The 18,821-nt window shown below is 69.3% G+C and carries 22 protein-coding genes and 6 pseudogenes; 13 read left to right on the top strand and 15 right to left on the bottom strand.

What is annotated here, in order from left to right; genetic code table 11:
* A partial coding sequence (locus tag GWI24_RS21560; protein WP_210947551.1) for a hypothetical protein occupies window positions 1-197 on the bottom strand: 197 nt, incomplete at its 3' end.
* 363 nt (window positions 198-560) lie between these two features.
* On the opposite strand from GWI24_RS21560, the gene GWI24_RS21555 reads away from it, so the two are divergent.
* The 5 genes from GWI24_RS21555 (at window position 561) to GWI24_RS21535 (ending at window position 3,378) form a co-directional block, all read left to right on the top strand.
* Entirely contained in the window at window positions 561-1,061 is a 501-nt protein-coding gene (locus GWI24_RS21555; protein WP_210947550.1) for a hypothetical protein, read from the top strand.
* A complete protein-coding gene (locus tag GWI24_RS21550; RefSeq protein ID WP_210947549.1) occupies window positions 1,037-1,435 on the top strand; it encodes a hypothetical protein in 399 nt (132 codons plus the stop codon). Before GWI24_RS21555 ends, GWI24_RS21550 begins: the two co-directional genes overlap by 25 nt.
* A 14-nt stretch (window positions 1,436-1,449) precedes the next feature.
* The gene (locus GWI24_RS21545; RefSeq protein WP_210947548.1) at window positions 1,450-1,623 is read left to right on the top strand and encodes a CsbD family protein; all 174 of its coding nucleotides are present in this window, start codon (window positions 1,450-1,452) and stop codon (window positions 1,621-1,623) included.
* Window positions 1,624-1,672: 49 nt separating this feature from the next.
* On the top strand, window positions 1,673-2,371 hold the full coding sequence (locus tag GWI24_RS46905) for an ATP-binding protein (protein WP_374103326.1): 699 nt from the start codon (window positions 1,673-1,675) through the stop codon (window positions 2,369-2,371).
* A gap of 383 nt (window positions 2,372-2,754) precedes the next feature.
* A complete protein-coding gene (locus GWI24_RS21535; protein WP_210947558.1) occupies window positions 2,755-3,378 on the top strand; it encodes a LysE family translocator in 624 nt (207 codons plus the stop codon).
* 546 nt (window positions 3,379-3,924) lie between these two features.
* Here GWI24_RS21535 and GWI24_RS45425 read toward each other — a convergent pair.
* Window positions 3,925-4,494 (bottom strand): annotated as a pseudogene (locus GWI24_RS45425) (nitrilase-related carbon-nitrogen hydrolase); the annotation flags it as partial.
* 32 nt (window positions 4,495-4,526) lie between these two features.
* Window positions 4,527-5,249 carry a dihydrodipicolinate synthase family protein gene (locus GWI24_RS21530; RefSeq protein ID WP_308343887.1) on the bottom strand — a complete coding sequence of 241 codons (723 nt, stop codon included), beginning with the start codon at window positions 5,247-5,249 and terminating at the stop codon, window positions 4,527-4,529.
* 86 nt (window positions 5,250-5,335) lie between these two features.
* Between GWI24_RS21530 and GWI24_RS21525 the strand changes: the two genes are divergently transcribed.
* Both GWI24_RS21525 and GWI24_RS21520 read left to right on the top strand, forming a co-directional pair.
* Entirely contained in the window at window positions 5,336-5,683 is a 348-nt protein-coding gene (locus GWI24_RS21525) for a helix-turn-helix domain-containing protein (protein ID WP_374103325.1), read from the top strand.
* A gap of 904 nt (window positions 5,684-6,587) precedes the next feature.
* A pseudogene (locus tag GWI24_RS21520) lies at window positions 6,588-6,980 on the top strand (transposase); the annotation flags it as partial.
* Between the two features lie 78 nt (window positions 6,981-7,058).
* On the opposite strand, the gene GWI24_RS21515 reads toward GWI24_RS21520, so the two are convergent.
* The 3 genes and pseudogenes from GWI24_RS21515 to GWI24_RS46895 all read right to left on the bottom strand — a co-directional run.
* Complete coding sequence (locus GWI24_RS21515; protein ID WP_210947544.1) at window positions 7,059-7,706, bottom strand: M15 family metallopeptidase; 648 nt, start codon at window positions 7,704-7,706, stop codon at window positions 7,059-7,061.
* 118 nt (window positions 7,707-7,824) lie between these two features.
* On the bottom strand, window positions 7,825-8,337 hold the full coding sequence (locus tag GWI24_RS46900; RefSeq protein WP_374103327.1) for a GNAT family N-acetyltransferase: 513 nt from the start codon (window positions 8,335-8,337) through the stop codon (window positions 7,825-7,827).
* A gap of 39 nt (window positions 8,338-8,376) precedes the next feature.
* A pseudogene (locus tag GWI24_RS46895) lies at window positions 8,377-9,111 on the bottom strand (transposase); the annotation flags it as partial.
* A gap of 368 nt (window positions 9,112-9,479) precedes the next feature.
* Between GWI24_RS46895 and GWI24_RS21500 the strand changes: the two are divergent.
* Window positions 9,480-10,541, top strand: a complete 1,062-nt coding sequence (locus GWI24_RS21500; protein ID WP_210947543.1) for a Glu/Leu/Phe/Val dehydrogenase — start codon at window positions 9,480-9,482, stop codon at window positions 10,539-10,541.
* The gene (locus tag GWI24_RS21495; protein WP_247616688.1) at window positions 10,538-10,783 is read left to right on the top strand and encodes a thiamine pyrophosphate-binding protein; all 246 of its coding nucleotides are present in this window, start codon (window positions 10,538-10,540) and stop codon (window positions 10,781-10,783) included. The genes GWI24_RS21500 and GWI24_RS21495 overlap by 4 nt, the downstream gene beginning before the upstream one ends.
* Window positions 10,784-10,868: 85 nt before the next feature.
* Here GWI24_RS21495 and GWI24_RS21490 read toward each other — a convergent pair.
* Window positions 10,869-11,441: pseudogene (locus GWI24_RS21490) on the bottom strand (IS701 family transposase); the annotation flags it as partial.
* Between the two features lie 322 nt (window positions 11,442-11,763).
* Window positions 11,764-12,330, bottom strand: coding sequence for a TetR/AcrR family transcriptional regulator (locus GWI24_RS21485; protein WP_210947542.1), 567 nt, complete (start codon window positions 12,328-12,330; stop codon window positions 11,764-11,766).
* A gap of 125 nt (window positions 12,331-12,455) precedes the next feature.
* Here GWI24_RS21485 and GWI24_RS21480 point away from each other — a divergent pair, with 125 nt between their 5' ends.
* On the top strand, window positions 12,456-13,571 hold the full coding sequence (locus tag GWI24_RS21480; RefSeq protein WP_210947541.1) for a hypothetical protein: 1,116 nt from the start codon (window positions 12,456-12,458) through the stop codon (window positions 13,569-13,571).
* Between the two features lie 198 nt (window positions 13,572-13,769).
* Here the strand turns inward: GWI24_RS21480 and GWI24_RS21475 are convergent, their stop codons facing one another.
* The 5 genes from GWI24_RS21475 to GWI24_RS21455 form a co-directional block, all read right to left on the bottom strand.
* Window positions 13,770-14,012 carry a hypothetical protein gene (locus GWI24_RS21475; RefSeq protein ID WP_210947540.1) on the bottom strand — a complete coding sequence of 81 codons (243 nt, stop codon included), beginning with the start codon at window positions 14,010-14,012 and terminating at the stop codon, window positions 13,770-13,772.
* The gene (locus tag GWI24_RS21470; protein ID WP_210947539.1) at window positions 14,009-14,179 is read right to left on the bottom strand and encodes a hypothetical protein; all 171 of its coding nucleotides are present in this window, start codon (window positions 14,177-14,179) and stop codon (window positions 14,009-14,011) included. The genes GWI24_RS21475 and GWI24_RS21470 overlap by 4 nt, the downstream gene beginning before the upstream one ends.
* A 343-nt stretch (window positions 14,180-14,522) precedes the next feature.
* Window positions 14,523-14,762, bottom strand: coding sequence for a hypothetical protein (locus tag GWI24_RS21465; RefSeq protein ID WP_308343883.1), 240 nt, complete (start codon window positions 14,760-14,762; stop codon window positions 14,523-14,525).
* A 53-nt stretch (window positions 14,763-14,815) separates the two neighbouring features.
* Window positions 14,816-15,187, bottom strand: a complete 372-nt coding sequence (locus GWI24_RS21460; protein WP_210947538.1) for a DUF6247 family protein — start codon at window positions 15,185-15,187, stop codon at window positions 14,816-14,818.
* Window positions 15,184-15,591 carry a hypothetical protein gene (locus GWI24_RS21455; protein WP_210947537.1) on the bottom strand — a complete coding sequence of 136 codons (408 nt, stop codon included), beginning with the start codon at window positions 15,589-15,591 and terminating at the stop codon, window positions 15,184-15,186. Before GWI24_RS21455 ends, GWI24_RS21460 begins: the two co-directional genes overlap by 4 nt.
* Before the next feature lie 205 nt (window positions 15,592-15,796).
* Here GWI24_RS21455 and GWI24_RS21450 point away from each other — a divergent pair, with 205 nt between their 5' ends.
* Window positions 15,797-16,303 (top strand): DUF11 domain-containing protein, encoded by a 507-nt coding sequence (locus tag GWI24_RS21450; RefSeq protein WP_308343882.1) that lies wholly within the window; start codon window positions 15,797-15,799, stop codon window positions 16,301-16,303.
* Between the two features lie 180 nt (window positions 16,304-16,483).
* Here GWI24_RS21450 and GWI24_RS21445 read toward each other — a convergent pair whose 3' ends face one another.
* Window positions 16,484-16,918 (bottom strand): DUF6193 family natural product biosynthesis protein, encoded by a 435-nt coding sequence (locus tag GWI24_RS21445; protein WP_247616687.1) that lies wholly within the window; start codon window positions 16,916-16,918, stop codon window positions 16,484-16,486.
* A gap of 327 nt (window positions 16,919-17,245) precedes the next feature.
* Between GWI24_RS21445 and GWI24_RS21440 the strand changes: the two genes are divergently transcribed.
* Window positions 17,246-17,464: a hypothetical protein gene (locus GWI24_RS21440; RefSeq protein ID WP_247616686.1), complete on the top strand. Its 219-nt coding sequence runs from the start codon at window positions 17,246-17,248 to the stop codon at window positions 17,462-17,464.
* Window positions 17,465-17,820: 356 nt separating this feature from the next.
* Here the strand turns inward: GWI24_RS21440 and GWI24_RS21435 are convergent.
* Window positions 17,821-18,144: pseudogene (locus tag GWI24_RS21435) on the bottom strand (IS701 family transposase); the annotation flags it as partial.
* Here GWI24_RS21435 and GWI24_RS21430 point away from each other — a divergent pair.
* Window positions 18,142-18,806, top strand: a pseudogene (locus tag GWI24_RS21430) (IS5 family transposase); the annotation flags it as partial. The pseudogenes GWI24_RS21435 and GWI24_RS21430 overlap by 3 nt on opposite strands.
* Window positions 18,807-18,821: the final 15 nt, after the last annotated feature.

Raw genomic sequence — 18,821 nt, 5'->3', positions numbered from 1 at the left:
CGGTTCGCGGCGGGGTGGTCGCGGCCTGGGGGCGGATCGGGACGTGGCTGGGTGAGCAGGCTGCTGCTTCGGCCGGTTTGCTGCGCTCTGTGGCTGGTGAGGCCGGCATCGCGGCGGGGGAGGTGGCCATTGGAGTGGCGTTCCCGGCGGCGCTCGCGGCCTGGTGTCGGATCCATGACGGTTTCGATGAGGGTCATGGTTGTGGGGTTTTGCTGTCCGGCATGACGATGCTGCCGCTGGCCGAGGGGGAGTGGACACCGGATGCCCAGGCCTTGGTCCGTGCCCGGCTCGCCGCCGCACGGGGCGCTGTGATGGTGGCCCCACACGGTCTCCGGCGCCGGTGCGCCTATCGCCGTCGCCTTCGTCACCGCGGACTGTCTGCCGGCGGTGAGGTGGTTACACACCATAATCGCCGGTTATGTGAGGTACACCCCGATTGCGGGTAAAAGGTGCTTGTGACCAGTAAACCGTGGCGCCCGGTCACACTCGCGTCGGCCGTACCCGTCCCTCTGGCGGCGGCACTCCTCACGGCCAGGGGTACCGTTCACGCTGAAGCCGGCGTGAACGGGATCGCCCATGCGTTGCGGAGCAGTCTCGTCTGCGTGGATCGCGCGTGCGGCGCACTGAGCGCCGGGCAGGCGTGGGAGCTGGCGGGGGGCATCCGCGGCACGGGGGTGCCGTCCTGTGCCGCTGCCTGGCCGGACGACCCCGCGTACGGAGGGGAGCGTATCTTCGACCGGCTGTGTGCCGCCGTCGACCGGCCGGGCGCGTACGCGGTGGCGCTCGGCTCATCGTTCGGCGCGGCCTCCGACGCCCCGGTACTGCCGGGGCACGTCTCGCAGGCACTGGCGCTGCAGAACCTGCGCCGGCACCACGGTGACCTTCCGGCGGTCCTGGACGGGTTCGTGGCCGATGTGGCGGCGCGGGCCGGCGGCGGGGCGACGGAGGTCAGACGGACCTTGCGAGGTCGAACCGCCGACGACGGCGAGACGGGCGTGGACCGCACCCTTTCATTTGACGCATATGTTCTCAAAGCATGGAGAGCGACATGCTGTTCATAGGGCTCATCATCCTGGCCGCGGCGGCTGTTATCGGCGTGGTAGGCGTGCTGAGCAACCTCGACGGTGGGCACGTGCTCACCGATGGCTTCTCTCTGTTCGGTTTCAACGGCGGCGGCTACACCGGAACGGTGTTTCTCTCCGGGATCGTGATCGGGGCCGCTGCCCTGCTCGGGCTGAGCCTGATGATGGCCGCCGTGCGCCGCAGGCACGCCGCGCGCCAAGGGCTCACACGGCACCGCCGGGAGGCCGCGCCGGTCGACCGGGATCGCGATGAGGTGGCTGGAAGACACGAGCCCGCGGACGACGAGTCCGCCCGCGGCACTCGGCGCCATGGCCGACCGCGTCTATTCGGGCACCGCACCGCCCATCGATAGGAAGGCAGTGACTCATGAATGTCGGGAAGAAGATGGCCCACACGGCCGAAGCGGTGCGAGGCAGCGCCAAAAAGGCGCTCGGCCGGGTCACCGGTAACCGCCGCATGCAGGCGGAAGGGCGTGGCGGCAAGGTGAAGGGCAACGCCAAGCAGTCCGGTTCGAAGATCAAGGACGCCTTCCGGCACTGATCCGCGGTAGACGATCACAGGACGCGGCTGGGGCAGCCTTTTCGGGGCCGTGGTGACGTCAAGGCGTCAACTCGTCAGGTACGTCCCCACGGGACGGAGTCACCCTCGTGTCCAGAACGCCACGGCGCCGAGGGACGCGTCTCCGGCCTGTCGGGCTGAACGCCACGGCGCCGGGGGATGCGTCCGGGATGCGTCCGGCCTGTCGGCTGCCCGTTTTCTCTCCCGCAAGGCGTTGGAGGACTTCGGCTTCGACCACCAGCGGTCCGTCAGACGCGAGGTCATCGTCCACCTGGGAACGCTGGACTCCGTCGTCGGCAAAGAGAACGTGATCTTCCCGGGGGCTCCGGCACCGGCAGGACCCGCCTCGCCACCGGGGTCGGCATCCGGGCCTGCCAGCCGGGCCGGCCACCGGGTCGCCTTCGCCACCGCCGCCCAGTGGGTCGCCCGCCTGGCCGATGCCCATCAGGCCGGGCGGACGGGTCCGGGGGGGCTTGGAGCAGACCGCTGGCAAGCTGGGAGTCGCCTATCCACACAGGTGAATCCCGCCTGCCCACGCCCGGGACCGGGCGTGGGCAGGCGGTGGCGCACGGCAGGCCGTCCTCGTGGCCCGGGCTGCGGGCCCGCCCGGGTGGCGCATCGCCAGGCCACTGCCCCTCCCGGCCGCGGCGCCGACTGCTCAGGGGCAGGAGCCCCTGCAGCCCAGGTGGCGGGGGCGGACGCGAGGCGCGTCTCCTGGTCGTCGGCGTGAATGTCGACAGCGTGGGCGGTCTGGCACATGAGGGGGCCGCAGGTCCTCCCGGGTGACCACGGAGCGCACCGGCCCGCCGCGTGCCCGCCGCGTGCGCGCGCCTCAGCGGCTGAGCGGCAAGGGAATCGAGCGTGTTGGCGATCTCCGTGGTACGGCCGGGGCGTGCTCCGGCGCGGCATCCGGCGTGGTCGCGCACGATGGTGATCAACGGGTCGGTCAGCAGCGCCGCGGGCGTGGTGTCGAGGAAGTCCGCCAGGGCCCGCTTCTCCGCGGCGTGAACCCGGCCGTGGCCGTCACCTCGACGGACGATCTGCGGAAAGACGTCCGCAGCTGGGTCGGCAAGAGCCTTGTGACGCGTCAGCACACTGGGCGATGCTGCCCCGATGATGACTTCCGTCGTTGCGTTCGTCGGTGCCGCCTTCCTGATCGCCATGGTCCCGGGGCCGAGCACGGTCGTGATCCTGCGCCGAGCGGTGGTGAACGGCCGCAGGACCGGCATGGCCACGGTCATGGGTAACGAGTGCGGGGTGCTGCTGTGGGGCCTGGCCGCGGCCTTCGGTCTCTCCGCCCTCCTGCTGGCCTCGCAGGTCGCCTACGACGTCATCCGGATCGCCGGCGCCGCGGTGCTGGTGTGGATGGGAGCGCGTGCCTTGTGGCAGGCGAGGCGAGCCGGACAGCCGGATCAGGGACCAGCGGGAACAGCCGCGGTGTCGCTCCGGCGGGCGTACTGGCAGGGCCTTGCCACCAACTTCGCCAATCCGAAGGCCGGCGTGTTCGCTGTGTCCTTCCTGCCGCAGTTCGTGCCGCATGGAGCCCCTGTTCTCCCGACGCTTCTCGCCTTCTCGGTGATCTGGGCCGTGGTCGACTTGATCTGGTACCTGCCGCTGGTCTGGCTGGCCGGACGTGTCGGAGGAGTGCTTCAGCGGCAGTCCGTTCGGCGCCGGATGGAACAGGTCTCCGGGGCGGTCTTGGTCGGGCTGGGGGTGCGTCTGGCTACCGGACCGTAGGGTGTCCTGCCGTCCAAGCGTTGGCTCGAGTGGATCATTCCCGCGTTGCGGGCGGTGGACATCCACCACGACGGAGCCGCCTTGCTCATCGGCCTGTTGCTCGGCCACCATCCGCCGATGCTCAATCTCACCGGGCTCGCCGTTCACCAGGCATCGGCCGCCTGCCGAGACCAGGGCAAGACCGACGGGCGTCGGCGCCTGTCCTCCCGGACGGCAGCGGCGGGGCAGGTCAGCGGGGTCTCGGCGACGGCCAGCTGTGGTAGCGGTCAGCGCGGCGGCGCCGGTCGCGAAAGGCAGGGGCGGCGCCAGTCTCGCGGTTGGCGGTGAGCAGGTCGAGGTCGACCACGGCTCGGGCCGCGGACTCGGTGTTGGCGGTGGCCTCGGCGACAACACCGTTCGCCGGGAAGACGGCGTCACAGGGGCTGAGGACCGAGCTCCTGGCCCAGCCGTGGGGCAGCGGTGGGGCAGCGGTGCGCCCGGACTGCCGCCGGTGCAGGCGTGTACGAGATACACCTGATTCTCGATGGCGCGGGCGTGCGCGCTGTGCCGGACCCGCCAGAAGCCGTGTTCGGTGAATGTGTACGACGGGCTGAGAATGATCTCCGCGCCCTGGTGGGCCAGGGTCGTGGCGCATTCGGGGATTTCCACCTCGTAGCAGATGTTGAAGCCGACCCGCGCGAACGGAAGGTCGATCGCCTCCATGCTGTCGCCCTCAGCGGTGGACCATGTCGCCTTGGCGGGGAAGATGTGGGTCTTGGCATGGCGGATCACCTTCCCGTCCGGTGTGAACAGGTACGCCGTGTTGAGGTACGCGGAACCGTGCGGGATGAGGTGGGAGCCGCCCGCGATGTACTGGCCCCGCTCGGCCGCCAGCCGGGTGAACAGCTCCACGTAGTCGTCGGAGAACTTCGCGATCAGCCCGAGTTCCGTGGCCGGCAGACGCTGCCAGTGGGGCAACGTGGTGAGCAGCTCGACGGTGCACAGCTCGGGGAACACCACCAGATCGGCCCCTTCGCAGGCCGTCAGCAGATCTTTCACGTGGCTGACGAACCCGGAGAAGTCCTCGATGGGACGCACCGCGAAGTTCACCGCGGCGAGCGAGACGTGCCGGGCCATGCGGCAATCCTTTCCACTATCGCGAGCGGTTCTCAGCGCGACAGGCCGCACTCGATCAGCGCGGTCCGGATGACCTCGGTCTCCGCCTCATCTGCCTCGGCCAGGGAAAGCCGTAGCCCGCCGACGCGATGGCCGGGCAGATTGAGTGCCGCCTTGATGGGAATCGGGTTGGTCGTCACCGAGAGCGCCCGGTACAGCGGCCGCAGCCGGGCGTCGATCTCCGCGCGACGGTCGGGTTCGTCGGCCATGCGTCGCATCAGCGGTCCGGCGACCTGGCTGGCGACGAGAACGCCGCCGCAGCCCCCGAGTTCGAGGGTACGGGCGAAGATGTCGTCATTGCCCGCGTAAAGTCCCAGGCCGTCGAGAGGGGCGAGATTGGCGTTGTTGGCCTGCTTGACGTAGTCGATGTGTTCGATCTGAGCCAGTTCGCCGAGCAGGTCGTTGGGCATGTCGATGCCGGTGCGGGCCGGGACGTTGTACACCATGACGGGCTTTCCCGCCGCCTTGGCGATCTGTGCGTAGTGCCGGATCAGACCACGGCGATTGGGCCGGTTGTAGTACGGCGCCACCGAGAGCACCGCGTCCGCGCCCAGCTCGACCGCCCGCTCGGTCATAGCGCAGGCCTGCGCGGTGTTGTTCGAACCAGTGGAGGCGATCACACTCTTCCCGGCAGGACGTTCGGTGCACGCGAGTTCGATCAGCCGTAGTGTTCGGAGTTGGAGAGAGCGGAGTTCGCCCGTGGTCGCAGCCACCACGACACCGTCCGACCTATGACCGAGCACACTGCCCTGAGCAAGGCCCTGGGCCCAGCGTTCGCTGGAGTCTGACGAGGAAGGACCCGATGATGGCCGCCAAGCTCGACTACGACTGGCACCTGCGCAAGGTCATGGCGGACCGCGGGATGTTCTCCACCACGGACCTCCTCCCGGCGCTGAAGGAACGCGGCATCTCACTGTCGTCGAGCCAGGTCTACCGGCTCGTCGTCGAGCGACCGGATGGACTCAGCCTGAAGATCCTCATGGCACTCCTCGACATCCTGAACTGCACGATGGACGACCTGATCGAGCCGATCGCCAAGGCCGGGACGGCGAAGAAGCCGAAGAAGGCCGCCGCAGGTGGGGCCACCACTTCTGAAGGTGTCGGCGAACTGAGGCCAAGGCGGGCTGGGATCACCGGAGTTGAGCGGTGACCGCACCTGCGGTCGCCGAGGAAGCTCTCGCCGATCCGGTCGGCTTGATCGTGCGTCTGGTCGGCAACGTCGAGAAACACCTGGACGCCCGACCGCATCCGCGGCATCGTCTGCACGCTCGTACGCACACGAGCCGTCCGCCGCAATCTCGCCCAGGCCCTGCACGACAACCCGTCGCTGCTGCGGACCGGCAAGCCACCCGCGCCGTTCCGCGTCGCCAAGCTGCTGATGGCCCTGCACGAAGCGGGCGCCCAGGACACCGCCCTGCCCCGCTGCGGCGAGTGCGGACGCCCGCGCCCCTACGTCGGCAGCCGCTCGGGCGGACGGTGGGGATGCTCGCCCTGCTTCGACAAACCCGCCGTCTGCGCGGGCTGCCACCACCAGCGGCGAGTCGTCAGCCGCGACCGCCAAGGTCAGCCCCGATGCGCCAAGTGTCCAGAGACCGCCGGCGATCCGCTCCAGGAACTTACCCAGTTGATCACCGGTCTCGATCCCGCACTCAATGCGGACACTGTCCGGACCGCTCTTGAGCGGTCCACGAAGCGTCCGGCCGGGCAGTGCCGACTGGTCTGGGCCGTGATCGAACATCCTGAGCTGCTGACCGGCGCCGGGCACGAGGCCCCCACTCCGGCCGTGCTGCGTTTCATCGGCGAACTCGTCGCTGCCGGCGCCACCGCAGTTCTCAAGCCGGCCTGCCCGCGCTGCCACGGAGCGAAGGCGCTGTCGAAACTCCTGGACGGCAAGCGGATCTGCCGGGCCTGCTTCGCCAAGCACGCGGCCGTCCCCTGCGCACGCTGCGGCGCCGCCGCCGGGCTGCACACCCGCCAGCTGGGCGCCGCCACCCGCCTGACAAAGTGGCAGGTCACCCGGGGGATCCCGCACCTGCGGGATGTCGGGGCGGTTGGGATTCCCGGTGATGATCATGGTGACGCCCGCCGACATGCAGGAACGGGACGCAGCACGCGAACTGCTCTGGCGCCTTCGCCTCACACACCCGCAGGTCACCCAGGTGTGGGCCGACTCCGCCTATGCCGGCAAGCTCGTCGACTGGGCCGAGAACTTCCTCCGCATCACCCTCAAAACGGTCTCCCGCCCCAAGGGCGCTAAGGGGTTCGTCGTCCTCCGGCGTCGTTGGCGCGTCGAACGCACACTGGGATGGATCATGAACGCCCGTCGCAACGCGCGAGACTACGAGCGCCTCCCGCAGCATTCGGAGGCACACCTGAACTGGTCCCTCATTACCCTCATGGCGAGGCGTCTGACCCGGAAAGGATCACGCACACACAGCTGGACGAAAGGACATCGGTAACCAACAAGGCCGTTCTGCTCGGATTTGCGAGCAGAAGGGGTTCGGTCCCCAACGGTTCCAGCTGGCTCAGCCGCGTTCCCACGGCCCGTAGATCGCATTGCTAGCCCGTGCGGTGAGCGCCCAGTACCGGTCTCCATAGGACCAGTGCCACCATTCGGTCGGATAGTTGACCATGCCCACCGTCTTCAGGGCCTCACCCATCAGTGCCCGGTTTCGTCGAGCCTGCTCGGGGAGTCCAGGCGCGTCGGTATAGCAGGCTCCGTCGCTCTCTTCCGGTGTGGCCGCCTCTGGGCAACCCATGTCGACCTCGGCCCCGTCCTCGGTACACACCGTGAGATCGATGGCCGCGCCAGCCACATGACCTGCCGTCGCCAGCGGCGCGACCCAGCGTGTGGCTGCCGTTGTGAGCTCAGCCTCCGTCGCGCCTGGATGCAGCCGCCGCAGCGAAGCGAGGTAGCCATCGAAGATGCTTTGCTGCAGGACCGGCGGGCGATGCCCCTCCACAAGGAGCCACTGCCAGCCGTCAGGCAGCAGCTCCTGTGCTCGTACGAGTCGTTCCGCCACACTGGATCGCAAACGCGCCCAACTGCCCACTGCATCAGAGCGCCGTTCGTCGACACGCAGCGCTCCCCGGCAGTCCACCAAGGGCTCACCGCACTCTCTTACCGGAATGGCAGCAACTCTTGGATCCGACATCAACACGATCTCTGCCATACGCGATTTCTCCGTTCAATTCAGTCAGGTTGGTCGCGTCGCGAAGCGCCGGGAACAAGGAATACTTCCTCCCTCGCTTGGCATGCGAGGGTGAGCGCGCTTCGCAGTACAGGAGGCATCACATGGGCAGCGAGAGGAGGCGGGCTTGTCCGCCCGGAAATTCCGCACCCTCGACCAGCGATGTCCACATAGCCCGGAGTGGCATGGTGACCGGCCCATCGGGTTGCTCGACTTGGAGGTCATCGCCCAGAACCCGCCATCCCAACCGCTCATACAGCGGAATCAGATCAGGCCAACAAAACAACAGTCCGAATTGGATGCCAAGGCTGCGGGCGTGCTCCATAGCCGCCGTCACCACCAGGCGTGCCAACCCCTGCCCTCTCAAATCAGGAGCCACGACCACCCCGCCAAGGCCAGCAACCTGCAGACGGGCAGCACCAACTGAGAGCGGCACTCGAACCAATCCGGCGTGCGCCACCAGACGGCCCTGCCGTCTGACACCGAAATGCACCTCTTTGTCGAGCCATGTCAGGCCGGTCTCAGCCACCCCGCTGGGATCAACCGCACCGCCGCTGACCTCATCACGCTCCGTCTTGGTGTACCGCGCGAGCCGTATAGCCGAAGGCGACATGGGGACCATCCTTGCAGGGCGTCCATCTCTCTCGCGGCCACCACTGGTGTTGCTGTGCCCGAAGCGGAACTCCTTGCCATGCTTCGGCGGACGTCCACCCTGGGGCGGTGAGATCCACGGCACCGGGACCGGCTTGCGCATCACACGGTCCGTGCGCATCCGCCCGAGGACCTCCACCGGCAGCCCTTCCAGCAGATAGGCCATGCGCGGAGCGTCGTAGCCGGCGTCGAAGACAATCAGGATGTCGCGGTCGCCCGCCTTCCAGCGGCCCATGGCGATGAGGTCCTCGACCACACGGCGGACCTGGGCGGCGGTGACCTCGGCGACATCGTCGGCGGGGCCCAGACGCACAGCGTCCAGGAGCAGGCACCAGGACGTGCGGCCCGTCTCCAACACGGCGACGAACGAGTACGGCCAGCCGGGCACGAACTGGTCCGAGGACCGGCCGCTGCGGCCATAGACGTGGCAGAACAGACGGTCCGCGCTGGTCGGCGCGTCCGGGCGGAGCCAGTGGCTGATGTCCACCGCCAGCACCAGGCGCCCGTCAGCGGTCTGGGGCTGCGGCAGCCCGGCCAGCACCTGCCGCAGCCGCGGCACATCGACGTTTCCGCAGTTCAACGCGTCGTACATCGCGCCATGCCCGCGCCGGTGCTCGGCCACCAGCGTCAAGTCCACCGGCGCCGTCACCGGCCCGTCCGCACATAGCAACGCGTCCACCAGCTCGAACAGCTCGTCCCCGCGAGCGGTCAGGCAGTCGAACGGAGCTCCAGTCATATGCTGGCCCGCTGATCCCCAGCGCCGGTTGCGGCGCTACGCGGTCTCTGTGCTTCCAAGTCGGCTGGGAGCAGCTGCTCGGTGAGCAGGCGGCGGACGCGCTGGTGGCGGTCGGGCGCATCCAGCCAGGAGCGCAGGATCCGCCAGCCGTGGTAGTAACCCAGTACGTACACACCCATGCCCGGTGCCCGCACGGAGTTGAGGGCCGCGGCGACCTCGGCCTCGTCGTACAGTGCCCAGCGGGTCAGGTAGGCGGCTAGTTCGGAGTCGGGGCGGCTACTTCGTCCGTGACTGCCTCCACGCCTCATTCGCCGAATCTCATTCGGCGCAGCCCTCATCGGTCCGCTCATCACTCTAACTTCTGGTGCATGGGCCAAGCATTTGCACATGAGGAAGTAGTCGTCCGGCGGGGTAGGCGCTCCGGGCTGCCGGTCATCGTCGCCGTTCACTCCCGGGCACTGGGACCCGCAGTCGGCGGGTGCCGGCTGCGCCGCTACGACACGTGGCAGGAGGGGCTGACCGACGCGTTGCGCCTGTCGGAGGCCATGACCTACAAGGCCGCGGTGGCGGCCTGGACCACCGGGGGCGGCAAGAGCGTGATCGCCCTGGGCAGGGACACCGAACTCACCGAGGAGCTGCGCGAGGCCGCGCTGGAGGACCTCGGCGGGCTGATCGCGTCACTGGAGGGTTCCTACCGGACCGGTCCCGACATCGGCACCGGACCCGATGACATGGTCGTCCTCAAGCGGTTCTCGCCGTACGCGTACTGTGCCCCCGAGGAGCACGGCGGGACCGGGAACTCGGGTGGTCCGACGGCCACGGGTGTGCTGGCCGCCCTGCACGCCGGTGCACGGCATGTGTTCGGCGATGCCTCCTGTGCCGGGCGCACGGTGGTCATCAGCGGTTTCGGGTCGGTCGGCAGCGGTATCGCGGCGGGCCTGGCCTCCGGAGGGGCGCACGTCGTCGTCTCGGACGTGGACACCTCACGCAAGGACCTCGCCCTGGCGAGCGGTTATGGATGGGTCGAGCTGGATGCGGCGCTGTCCACGTCCGCCGACATCTTCGTTCCGGCGGCCGTCGGCGGCATCCTGAGCGAGACGAGCGTGCCGCTGCTGAGCGCGCCGCTGGTCGTCGGTCCGGCCAACAACCAGCTCACCGAGGAGTCGGTCGCCGGCGCCCTCGCCCGGCACGGCGTCGTGTGGGTCCCCGACTACGTCGCCAGTGCCGGCGGGATCGTCTACGCACTCAGCCGGGAATCGGAGAACTACAGCCACGAGAGCGCCCTGCAGCGCGTGGAGAGCATCGGCACCACCGTCACTCACGTTCTCGACCTGGCCCGTGCCACCGGCGTCACCCCTCAGCGGGCCGCCCGGCAGATCGCCGAGGCCCGCCTCACCTCCGCCAACTCCCCGGCCGGGGCCGTACGATGACCGAGACGATCACGCTGACGCACCCTGCGGCCCACGCCGAGGGCCGTGCCATGAACGGGGCCCGCAGCGCTGTGGAGACGCTCGCGGCCACCGGTGTCGAGGTGTGCTTCGCCAATCCGGGCACCTCGGGAATGCACTTCGTCAGCGCCCTGGACCACGAGGCGGGGATCCGGCCGGTGCTGTGCCTGTTCGAGGGCGTGGCCACCGGCGCCGCCGACGGCTACGCACGAGGACTCCGTTAGGTCCTTGCGGATCTTGCGGTGTGGTGTGTGATGCGGGGTATGGGCAGAGGCCGGCGGCAGGTGGTGCAGATTCCGGTCCAGCAGTTCAGCAGGTCCTGGAGGGCGTCGAGGATCTGGTAGAGGGTGAGTCCGGTGTGTCGGCTTTTGGGGCCAGCTGCTGCTCGGTGAGGAAGGCACGGGCAGCGGTGACCAGGGTGGCGTGGTGGTGCCAGCCGGTCCAGGAGCGGCTTTCGAAGTGGTCCAGGCCCAGGCCGTGCTTGAGTTCGCGATAGTCGTGCTCGATGCGCCGGCGGATCTTCGCCAGGTGGACCAGGTCGGCGATCGGGGTGTCCTCAGGCAGGTCGGACAGCCGGAAGCGGGTCGGTTGGTCCTCGTCGTCGGGCCATTCGGCCAGCAGTCGCACTGGGGGCAGGACTCCGTCCCGCTGGCCGTGCTCGGTCACCGCGGCTGCCTGGGCCAATCGGCGCGGACGCACCCCGGCCGGCCGGACAAGCATCCCGAGGAAGTGCGAGGTCATTCGGCCGCGGGAGCCTTCCCGCCAAGTCACCTCCTTGAAGGCTTCCCGTCCGGCGGCCGCGGCCAGTTCCGCCACCGACACCGGTGGCTTCCGGTAGCGGGGCATGGATGGACGGCCGGTGCACCAGGTCGGGGCGGCGGGGTAGATGGGCTCGCCGGCGCCTGTCCATCCGCCGCTGACTGAGCCGCGGACCGTCAAGGCCCGCACGGGATCCGGTCCGCCCCTCGAGTTCCACGCCAGGCGCTCGTGGCGCTCGCCGCGCCGGCCAGCTGGAGGAGGTCCGCTTCCGGGTCTGCTATCAACCGTATTCTGTGACTGGGCACGCCAGTTGGCCACTGTGCGTACCGGTTGTCCAGTCTGGTGCTTTCACCGGCGCTCAGCGGCAGTGATCAAGGAGTTGGACAGGCGGAGACGTCGGTCCCGCATTGAGACGATCGGTCATGGCGCCGGCCAGGCGCCCCGCTCACGTCGCGGCGAGGGCGGCTCGCAGTTCGCCGGTCACCGCGTCCAGGCAACTGCCGAAGCTCGCATGTTCGTCGGCCTCGATCCAGCGCCGGAAGGCGTTGTGGAACGCCACCGTGGCGAGCTGTGCGACCAGTTCGGCTGTCCCGGTGCTCACCTGGCGCTGTATCAGGGCGTCGCGGATCGCCTCGGTGATCGCGGCCGCCTTGGTCCGTTCGCGCTCCTGCAGCTCCGGGCTGGCGTCGATCACCGCCCGGCGCTCCGCCGCGCCGTCCACGTGCTCGACGAGCTGGGCACCGACTCGCGCCAGCGCGTCGAGGGCGGCAGTGAGCGGAGCCGCATCCGGGTTCGCCGTCAGGACAGCTTCCGCCAGTGCCGGGGGCAGGCGCTCCGAGCCGGCGAAGAGGACCTCGCGCTTGTCCGGGAAGTAGCGGAAGTAGGAGCGCCGGGTGAGTCCGGCTCGCTCGGCGATGTGGGTCACCGTCACGTTGTCGTAGCCGCGCTCCAGGTACAGCTCCAGAGCCGCCCGCTTCAGGCGCTGCTCGGCACCCGGATCCCACCTCGCCATAGGTTGACTGTAACAGGTGATGTCCCACTGTGTCGTCAGTGCTAGCCTGCACTTACGACACAGTGTGTCATCACTGGGGGCGCCCGTCCCCGGTGCGGCCCGGGGCAGGCAGGGGTGACGTTCGCATGACCGAGACCAGCGAGACCGGCGGGACGACAGGCGAGAGCAGGACGAACGACGAGGTATGGATAGTCGGGGCGACCGGCCGTGTGGGCCGGGGCGTGACCGCGCGACTGGCCGCGCGAGGGCTGACGGTCGTGCCGGTAGGGCGCAGCCGGGAGCGGATGGTCGCCGCCGGGGCCGAAGCCGGTCTGCCCGGGGACGTGAAGGTGGTCGTCGCCGACTCGGCCGAGCGGATCGCGGACGAGATCGTCCGGGAGCGCCCGCGGGTGGTGGTGAACACGATGGGCGCCTTCGCCGCCACGGCACCGGTGATCGCTCGTGCCTGCATGCCCGGCGGCCACTACGTCGACCAGGCCAACGACGTGGTCGCCGTGGAGGGGCTGCTCGCCCTGCACGACGAAGCGGTGCGGACGGGCAGCACCCTGGTCACCGGCGCCGGATTCGGTGTGCTGGCGACGGAGGCGGTGGTGGCGAAGCTGTGCGAAGGGCGGCCCGTCCCGCACCGGGTGCGGGTCGACTCCGCGGCCTCGGTGGCCGTCGAGGCGGGTGTGCTCGGTGCCGCCTTGGCGGGCAGCGTCGTGGACGCGCTCACCGCCGGCGGGCGGCGGTACGAGAACGGACGGCTGGTGACCTCGCGCCTCGGCGCCGACCCCCAGCAGCTCACCTTCCCGGACGAGGAGTCGGCGAAGTCGGCAGGTGTCGCGTCCGGCGAGCTCGTCGCGGCGCACGCGGTGAGCGGAGCACCGTTCGTCACCGCCACTTCCGCTCTCGTACCGACCGCTCCGCTGATACGTGCCCTGCTCCCGCTGCTGGGCCGCCTCCTGTCCGTTCCGGCGCTCCGACGCCTGGCCCTCAACCGGCTCGGCCGGGTACGGATCAAGGCCGCACCCCGTCCGCGCAAGCACTCCTGGGGGCACGCCGTCGTCGAGTGGGCGGACGGCACCCGGCACGAAGGATGGCTCCGTGCCGGCGACGGTATGGACTACACGGCCGACGTCACCGCCGCCGCCACCGAACTGCTGGCCCGCGGCCTCGGCAGCCCCGGGGCCTGGACGCCGGCAGCCGCCCTCGGGGCTGATCTGGCGACGACCGCGGGCGGCACCTTCGTACTGGACTGAGAACCACCGGTGCTCGCCGTCCGGCGGCTGCTGGGGCCTCGGCGAGTGCCCGCGACAACCGGTGCGCTTGCCTCCCGGCGGACCAGAGCGGACCAGAGGGGACCAGAGCGGACCAGAGCGCCGGGAGCCAGGCGCCCCCCGCCCTGGCCAGGCCGGTGTCCCGGCGATGGCGGACCTGGCAGCCTGACAGTCCTGTGATCACCGCTCAGGTGACGTCAGGCGGGATCTGCGTCGAGACGAGCCGAACGTCGTCAGCGACACCGTCGACTTTCCCTCGTCGCGGAGCCGTTGGTGGATCGTGGTGACCGTCGTGGTCTTCACCAGTTCCTTGACGTAATCGCGGTGCGGCTCGATCTCACCCCACCTGACCTGGTTCAGCTTCCGGCTCGTGAGCTCCGGGAACCAGCTCTTGAGTAGCTTGGCCCAGTCCGCCTCGCTCATGGGCGGCCCGCCCGGGTGATCCCCGCCTTCTCCGCCGACGCCAGGTACTTCCTGATCGTCTTGCGATCGACCCCCAGCGCGGCGGACACCTGGCTCTTGGACCGGCCCGCGTACCAGTGCACGTAGATCTCGGCGATGTCGACCACGGTGAACGTTCTCCTTGCCATCCGGTGCGTCCGTCGGCCTCTCGGCTCGCGGATCGAGGGACCGCGACGGCTCCAAGGCCCAGGCCCTCAACCCGGGCACCGGCATGCCTATGGCGAACCGGCCCGATTCGTGCGGAATGGCCAACCAGTGATCAAACCACTCCGCGGGTGGGGAATTGCGTGGTGCTGATCCTGCAGATTCTGGGAAATTGCGTGACCACCGACAGCTGGGCGCTGATCGGTCGCTGATGGCGGCGTCGTGACGGGTATGCGTGGCGGGCGCTGCCTTCCTCGCTACCCGTGCCGCCGACCTCGGCCCTGACGGTTGGCACGGCGACGGCCGGCAGTTCGGGCGCGAAAGGGGCTACAGGTCGGCGAACGGCGGGCAGACGTAGGTGACGGCAACGAGTCGCAGGCGGGGGAGTGGCAGGACCAGCATGAACCCGTCTTCCAGGACCGAAAGGCGCCGCACGCCGCCTGCGGCCCCCGGCCTCGGGCCTTCTCCGATGGCCGTGACGTCGATGCCCATCTCGGCCAGGTCCACGAGCTGCCCGGCGAGCCGCTCCACCTCCCCGACCACGCGCTCGGACAGGCCCTTCGCCACGTGCTCGTAGTCGGGTTCGTACTCCCAGCGCCACCCCAGTCAGGCGTCCTCGGTCACCCGGCGGTCCGCCCGTCGATCCCGGCCTCGGCCGCTGCCGCCGCGTGGATGGACGCCACCTCGGCGGCGATGGCACGCCCCTCGGCCAGATCCTCCACCTGCCCTGCTCGGGCCTCCAGCTCGCTCAGACGCGCAGCCCGTGCAGGAACGCGCTCGATCGCCACCGTGAGCGCCCACCGCCGCAGGAACCGGCGCATGGGGGCCGCGTCGACCTGGCTGCGGGCGGCCTCCATCGCGGCCGTCCGCTCGGCGTCGAACGCGGCCACCTGGTTCGGCGTAATCTGCGCCACGGCCGCGCGTAGGTCCTCCGCCGTGGTCTTGGGCTGCGGGATCAGGGGTTTGTGCCCGTCGGCTGCTGCTTCGCTCATGCCGCCACGCTCCCTGCGTTCCCGGCGGGAGCCGCGGTGATCCGCGACTCGGCGCGCCCCTCGGCGTACTTCCTCAGCAGTACCTCACACAGCAGCCCGAACCCGGGGCCGCCTCCTCGGCGGGCCTGCTCCTGAATCTTCCACCTGGTCTCGGCCCTCTCGCACACGCTCTCATCGAGGTAGACGCGGCATCCGCCCCGCTCCACCGTGCCGAACGTGCTGCCAGCCGGCACGGGCGCGTCGAGCGACCCTTCGGCGTACGCGGCCAGGAGTGCCTCGATGACCCGCGAGCGGGCTCGGGCCAGTCCGTCGTTCTCGGCGCGCTGCTTCACCCGCCGCTTCCACAGGTCCGTGTCCATCCACACCAGGCGGCCCGGGCGCGCCGTGCTGTCGGCGGCTTTCACGTGTCCTCCATCGGATGCAGGTGACGGTGATCCACCCTAGCAAGGCTGGACTTTCAAGGTCTCCATCAACGGCACCGCCGCGGGCGGTGAGGTCGCCAGCACCGCCACCGCCACCTACGAGAACCGGCTGGGTGGGGCGCCCGAGCAGCTGACCGCGACGTCGAACGAGGCGGTCACGCGGGTCTGCCCAGCCGCCGACCTGAACGTGACCAAACCGGCCGACACCACGACGGTGACCGTAGGGGAGATGGTGACCTACCGCGTTACCGTGCGCAACACCGGGCCGCAACAGGCCACCGGTGTCACGGCAACCGACCAGCTCCCCGCTGGACTCACCTTCCTGTCCGCCACCGCCTCCCACGGCAGCTACGCGGCCATCGGCGTCTGGTCGGTGGGTGACCTGGCTGTCGGCGCCTCCGCCACCATGACCCTTCAGGCCAAGGCCACCACCGGTGCGGTCGCCAACGCCGCGACCGTGTACGGCAATGAAACCGACCACGGCAGCGACGGCAACGCGGACAGCGTCACCGCCTGCGTCGCGCCCGCGGCCCCTGCCCGCCAACTTGCTGCCCGCCGACTCCCTGCTCGCCCCGAACGCTATCGGCAACGGCGGTTTCGAGTGGGCCACAGCCGCAGCGGAGTCGTTCACCTCCTACGCCAATGGACAGACATCGGGCCGTGGAACGTTGTGGCCGGAGGCGTCGACCTCTAGGCCCCGGTTTCGTGAACGCCGCCGAGGGCAGCCGGGCCGTCGAGCTCAACCAGCTTCAGCCAGGTGGCGTGGAGCAGACCTTCGCCACCACTCCGGTGCAGAGGTACACAGTGACCTACGCCTTCCCCGGCTTCGCGGACGCGGGTGCTCCCCCGGCAGTGAAGACCGGGGAAGTCCGCATCAAAGATCAGTCCGATGAGATGACTCCTGCGTGCTCTTTCGTGCCTTCTCATGCGTGGCCAGTTCCTCCGCAGTGCCGACGAAGGCCGGGCCACAGCCCGGCGGCAGTCTCTCGATGACCATCGCTACGGCAGTCTTCGCGCTGTCTGTTTCGGCGATGCGGGGGCTGCTGCGATGTGGTCCCTCGACGTAGTACCGGCCGTCTCTCAGGATGCCGATGTAAGGGATGTCCCAGCTGGGCCGGGGATCCGTGCACCTGCTGAAGTGCAGCTCCCACATACCCGTCCACGGGTAGAGCTGACGCAGCAGCGGCTCGGCATGCGCCGCCCGCACCATCTCGGTGAAGCGTGCCGGCAGCGGCATGCCCTCTGGCCGGGTGGGCGGGCCGGCGGTGGCGAGTATCTTCTGCCAGGCGGCTTCGACGATGTCGGTCATACCGTGATTGTGTGCAGCACAGGGGTGGGATGTCCCCATCTTCAGAGATCACCATCCGGTGGATCATGGCGGGGTGATACGCCGTCATGGGTTCACCGACAAGGAATGGGAGTTACTGATCTCGGCTCGTTAGGGTGATGTTTGCGGAACGTCCTGATGTGGGTGTCGTGTTGTCGGTAGTTCGTGGTGCGTGAGATATGCGGATGGGGGCGGGCTGACGCCTGCAGCACGGCGGCGCCGGGAAGCGGTGTGGATACAGGCGGCGGAGCTGTTCGCTCAGCAGGTCAAACCGCCCGAGGTGGCCCGGCAGCTGCGTGTGAGTGTGAGTTGGCTTACCAGTGGCAGCAGTTGTGGCGGCAAGGTGGTGCCGACGCGCTGCTTTCGCGAGGGCCGAGCGGGGGCCGGTGTCGCCTGTCGCCGCGCTGTCTGGAGAAGCTCGCCGGGTATCTCGAGCAGGGGCCGGCCGCGCACGGCTGGGCGGAGGACCAGGTGTGGACGGCTGCACGGGTGGCCACGCTGATCGGCAGGAAGTTCCACGTCTCCTAATCCGTGGGTAAGAACGGTCTGCCAGAGTGGGAACACGGACAAGCCGTTCGAGAATGGCGGGACTGTGCCGTCTGGTTTGATCCAGGCTCTCGAACCCTAATCCGTGCATCGGTGGGCGGTCCCGGCTCTGATGGTGGTGGCGGCCGCATGGGCGGCGGACGGACGCCTACACGTCTCCGGGCCTCGACGCCTAGTACTGCAACGGTGCTTGCTCTGAGTGCTGGGCAGTTTTCAGGGGCTGTGTCCGCGTCGTTTGTAGTGGCTGATGCGGGCTTGGTGCTGGCGTCGTCGTCGCCAGCGCGACCAGTGCAGGATGTGGTCGGCAGGGGTGGGACGGCGGTCAGAGAGTCGGGTGATCAGGCGTCGGATCTCGGCGAGGCTGAGGGGGATGAGCTGGGAGGATCCGTTTCTGCTTTGTCGGCGTCGAGTTCGCGGGCGCGCAGGATGGTGAGGCAGGCGTGGGCGGCCATGGCCAGGGTCATGTGGCGGTGCCAGCCGGGGTAGCGGCGGACTTGGTAGTCGTCGAGGCCGCATTCCTGCTTCGCGGTCTGGACGCATTCCTCCACGGCCCATCGGCTGCCCGCGATGCGGATCAGCTCGTCCAGGGTGGTCCCGGCCGGGCAGTAGGCGATGTAGTAGGAGATCTCCTCGGGCCTGCTGACGCTGCGGCGGGCGATGACCGGCTGCGGATGTGGGCCGTCGACGGGACCTGGGAGCGGGTGTTCACCGAGCTGATGGCCCAGGCCGACGTCGACGAGGACCTGAACTGGGCGGTCGCGGTGGACTCCACGATCGTGCGCGCGCACCAGCACGCGGCCGGGGCCCGCAAAAAGGGGCCCCGGCCGGCGAACCAGCCGACCACGCCATCGGCCGGTCCCGGGGCGGACTGACCACCAAGATCCACCTCGCGGTGACGGCAACTGCCGACCCTTGGCTTTCGTGCTCACTGCCGGACAGGCCGGGGACGCGCCGGCTTTTCCGCAGGTGATGGCTCGCCTGCGAGTCTCCCGCCCGCATGGGCGGCCCCGCACACGGCCCGACATGGTCCTGGCCGACAAGGCCTACTCCAGCCGTGCTATCCGTGGGCACCTAGGAAGGCGGGGCATTCGCGCGGTGATCCCTGTTCCGGCGGACCAACACCTCCACCGACTACGGCGAGGCAGCCGAGGCGGCCGACCACCCGCCTTCGACCGCGAGGCGTACAAGCAGCGCAACACCGTCGAGCGGTGCATCAACCGCCTGAAGCAGTGGCGCGGCCTGGCCACACGTTACGAGAAAGACCGCAACGATCTACCTGGCCGGACTCCACATCGCAGGCATCTTCCTATGGTCCGCTCGATGATCCAAACGAAACTGC

The sequence above is a fragment of the Streptomyces sp. MK37H genome, assembly GCF_018035285.1.
Lineage (GTDB): Bacteria > Actinomycetota > Actinomycetes > Streptomycetales > Streptomycetaceae > Streptomyces > Streptomyces endocoffeicus.
Note: the sequence above shows the minus strand (reverse complement) of the source record. Positions and strands in the feature narration are given on the sequence as shown.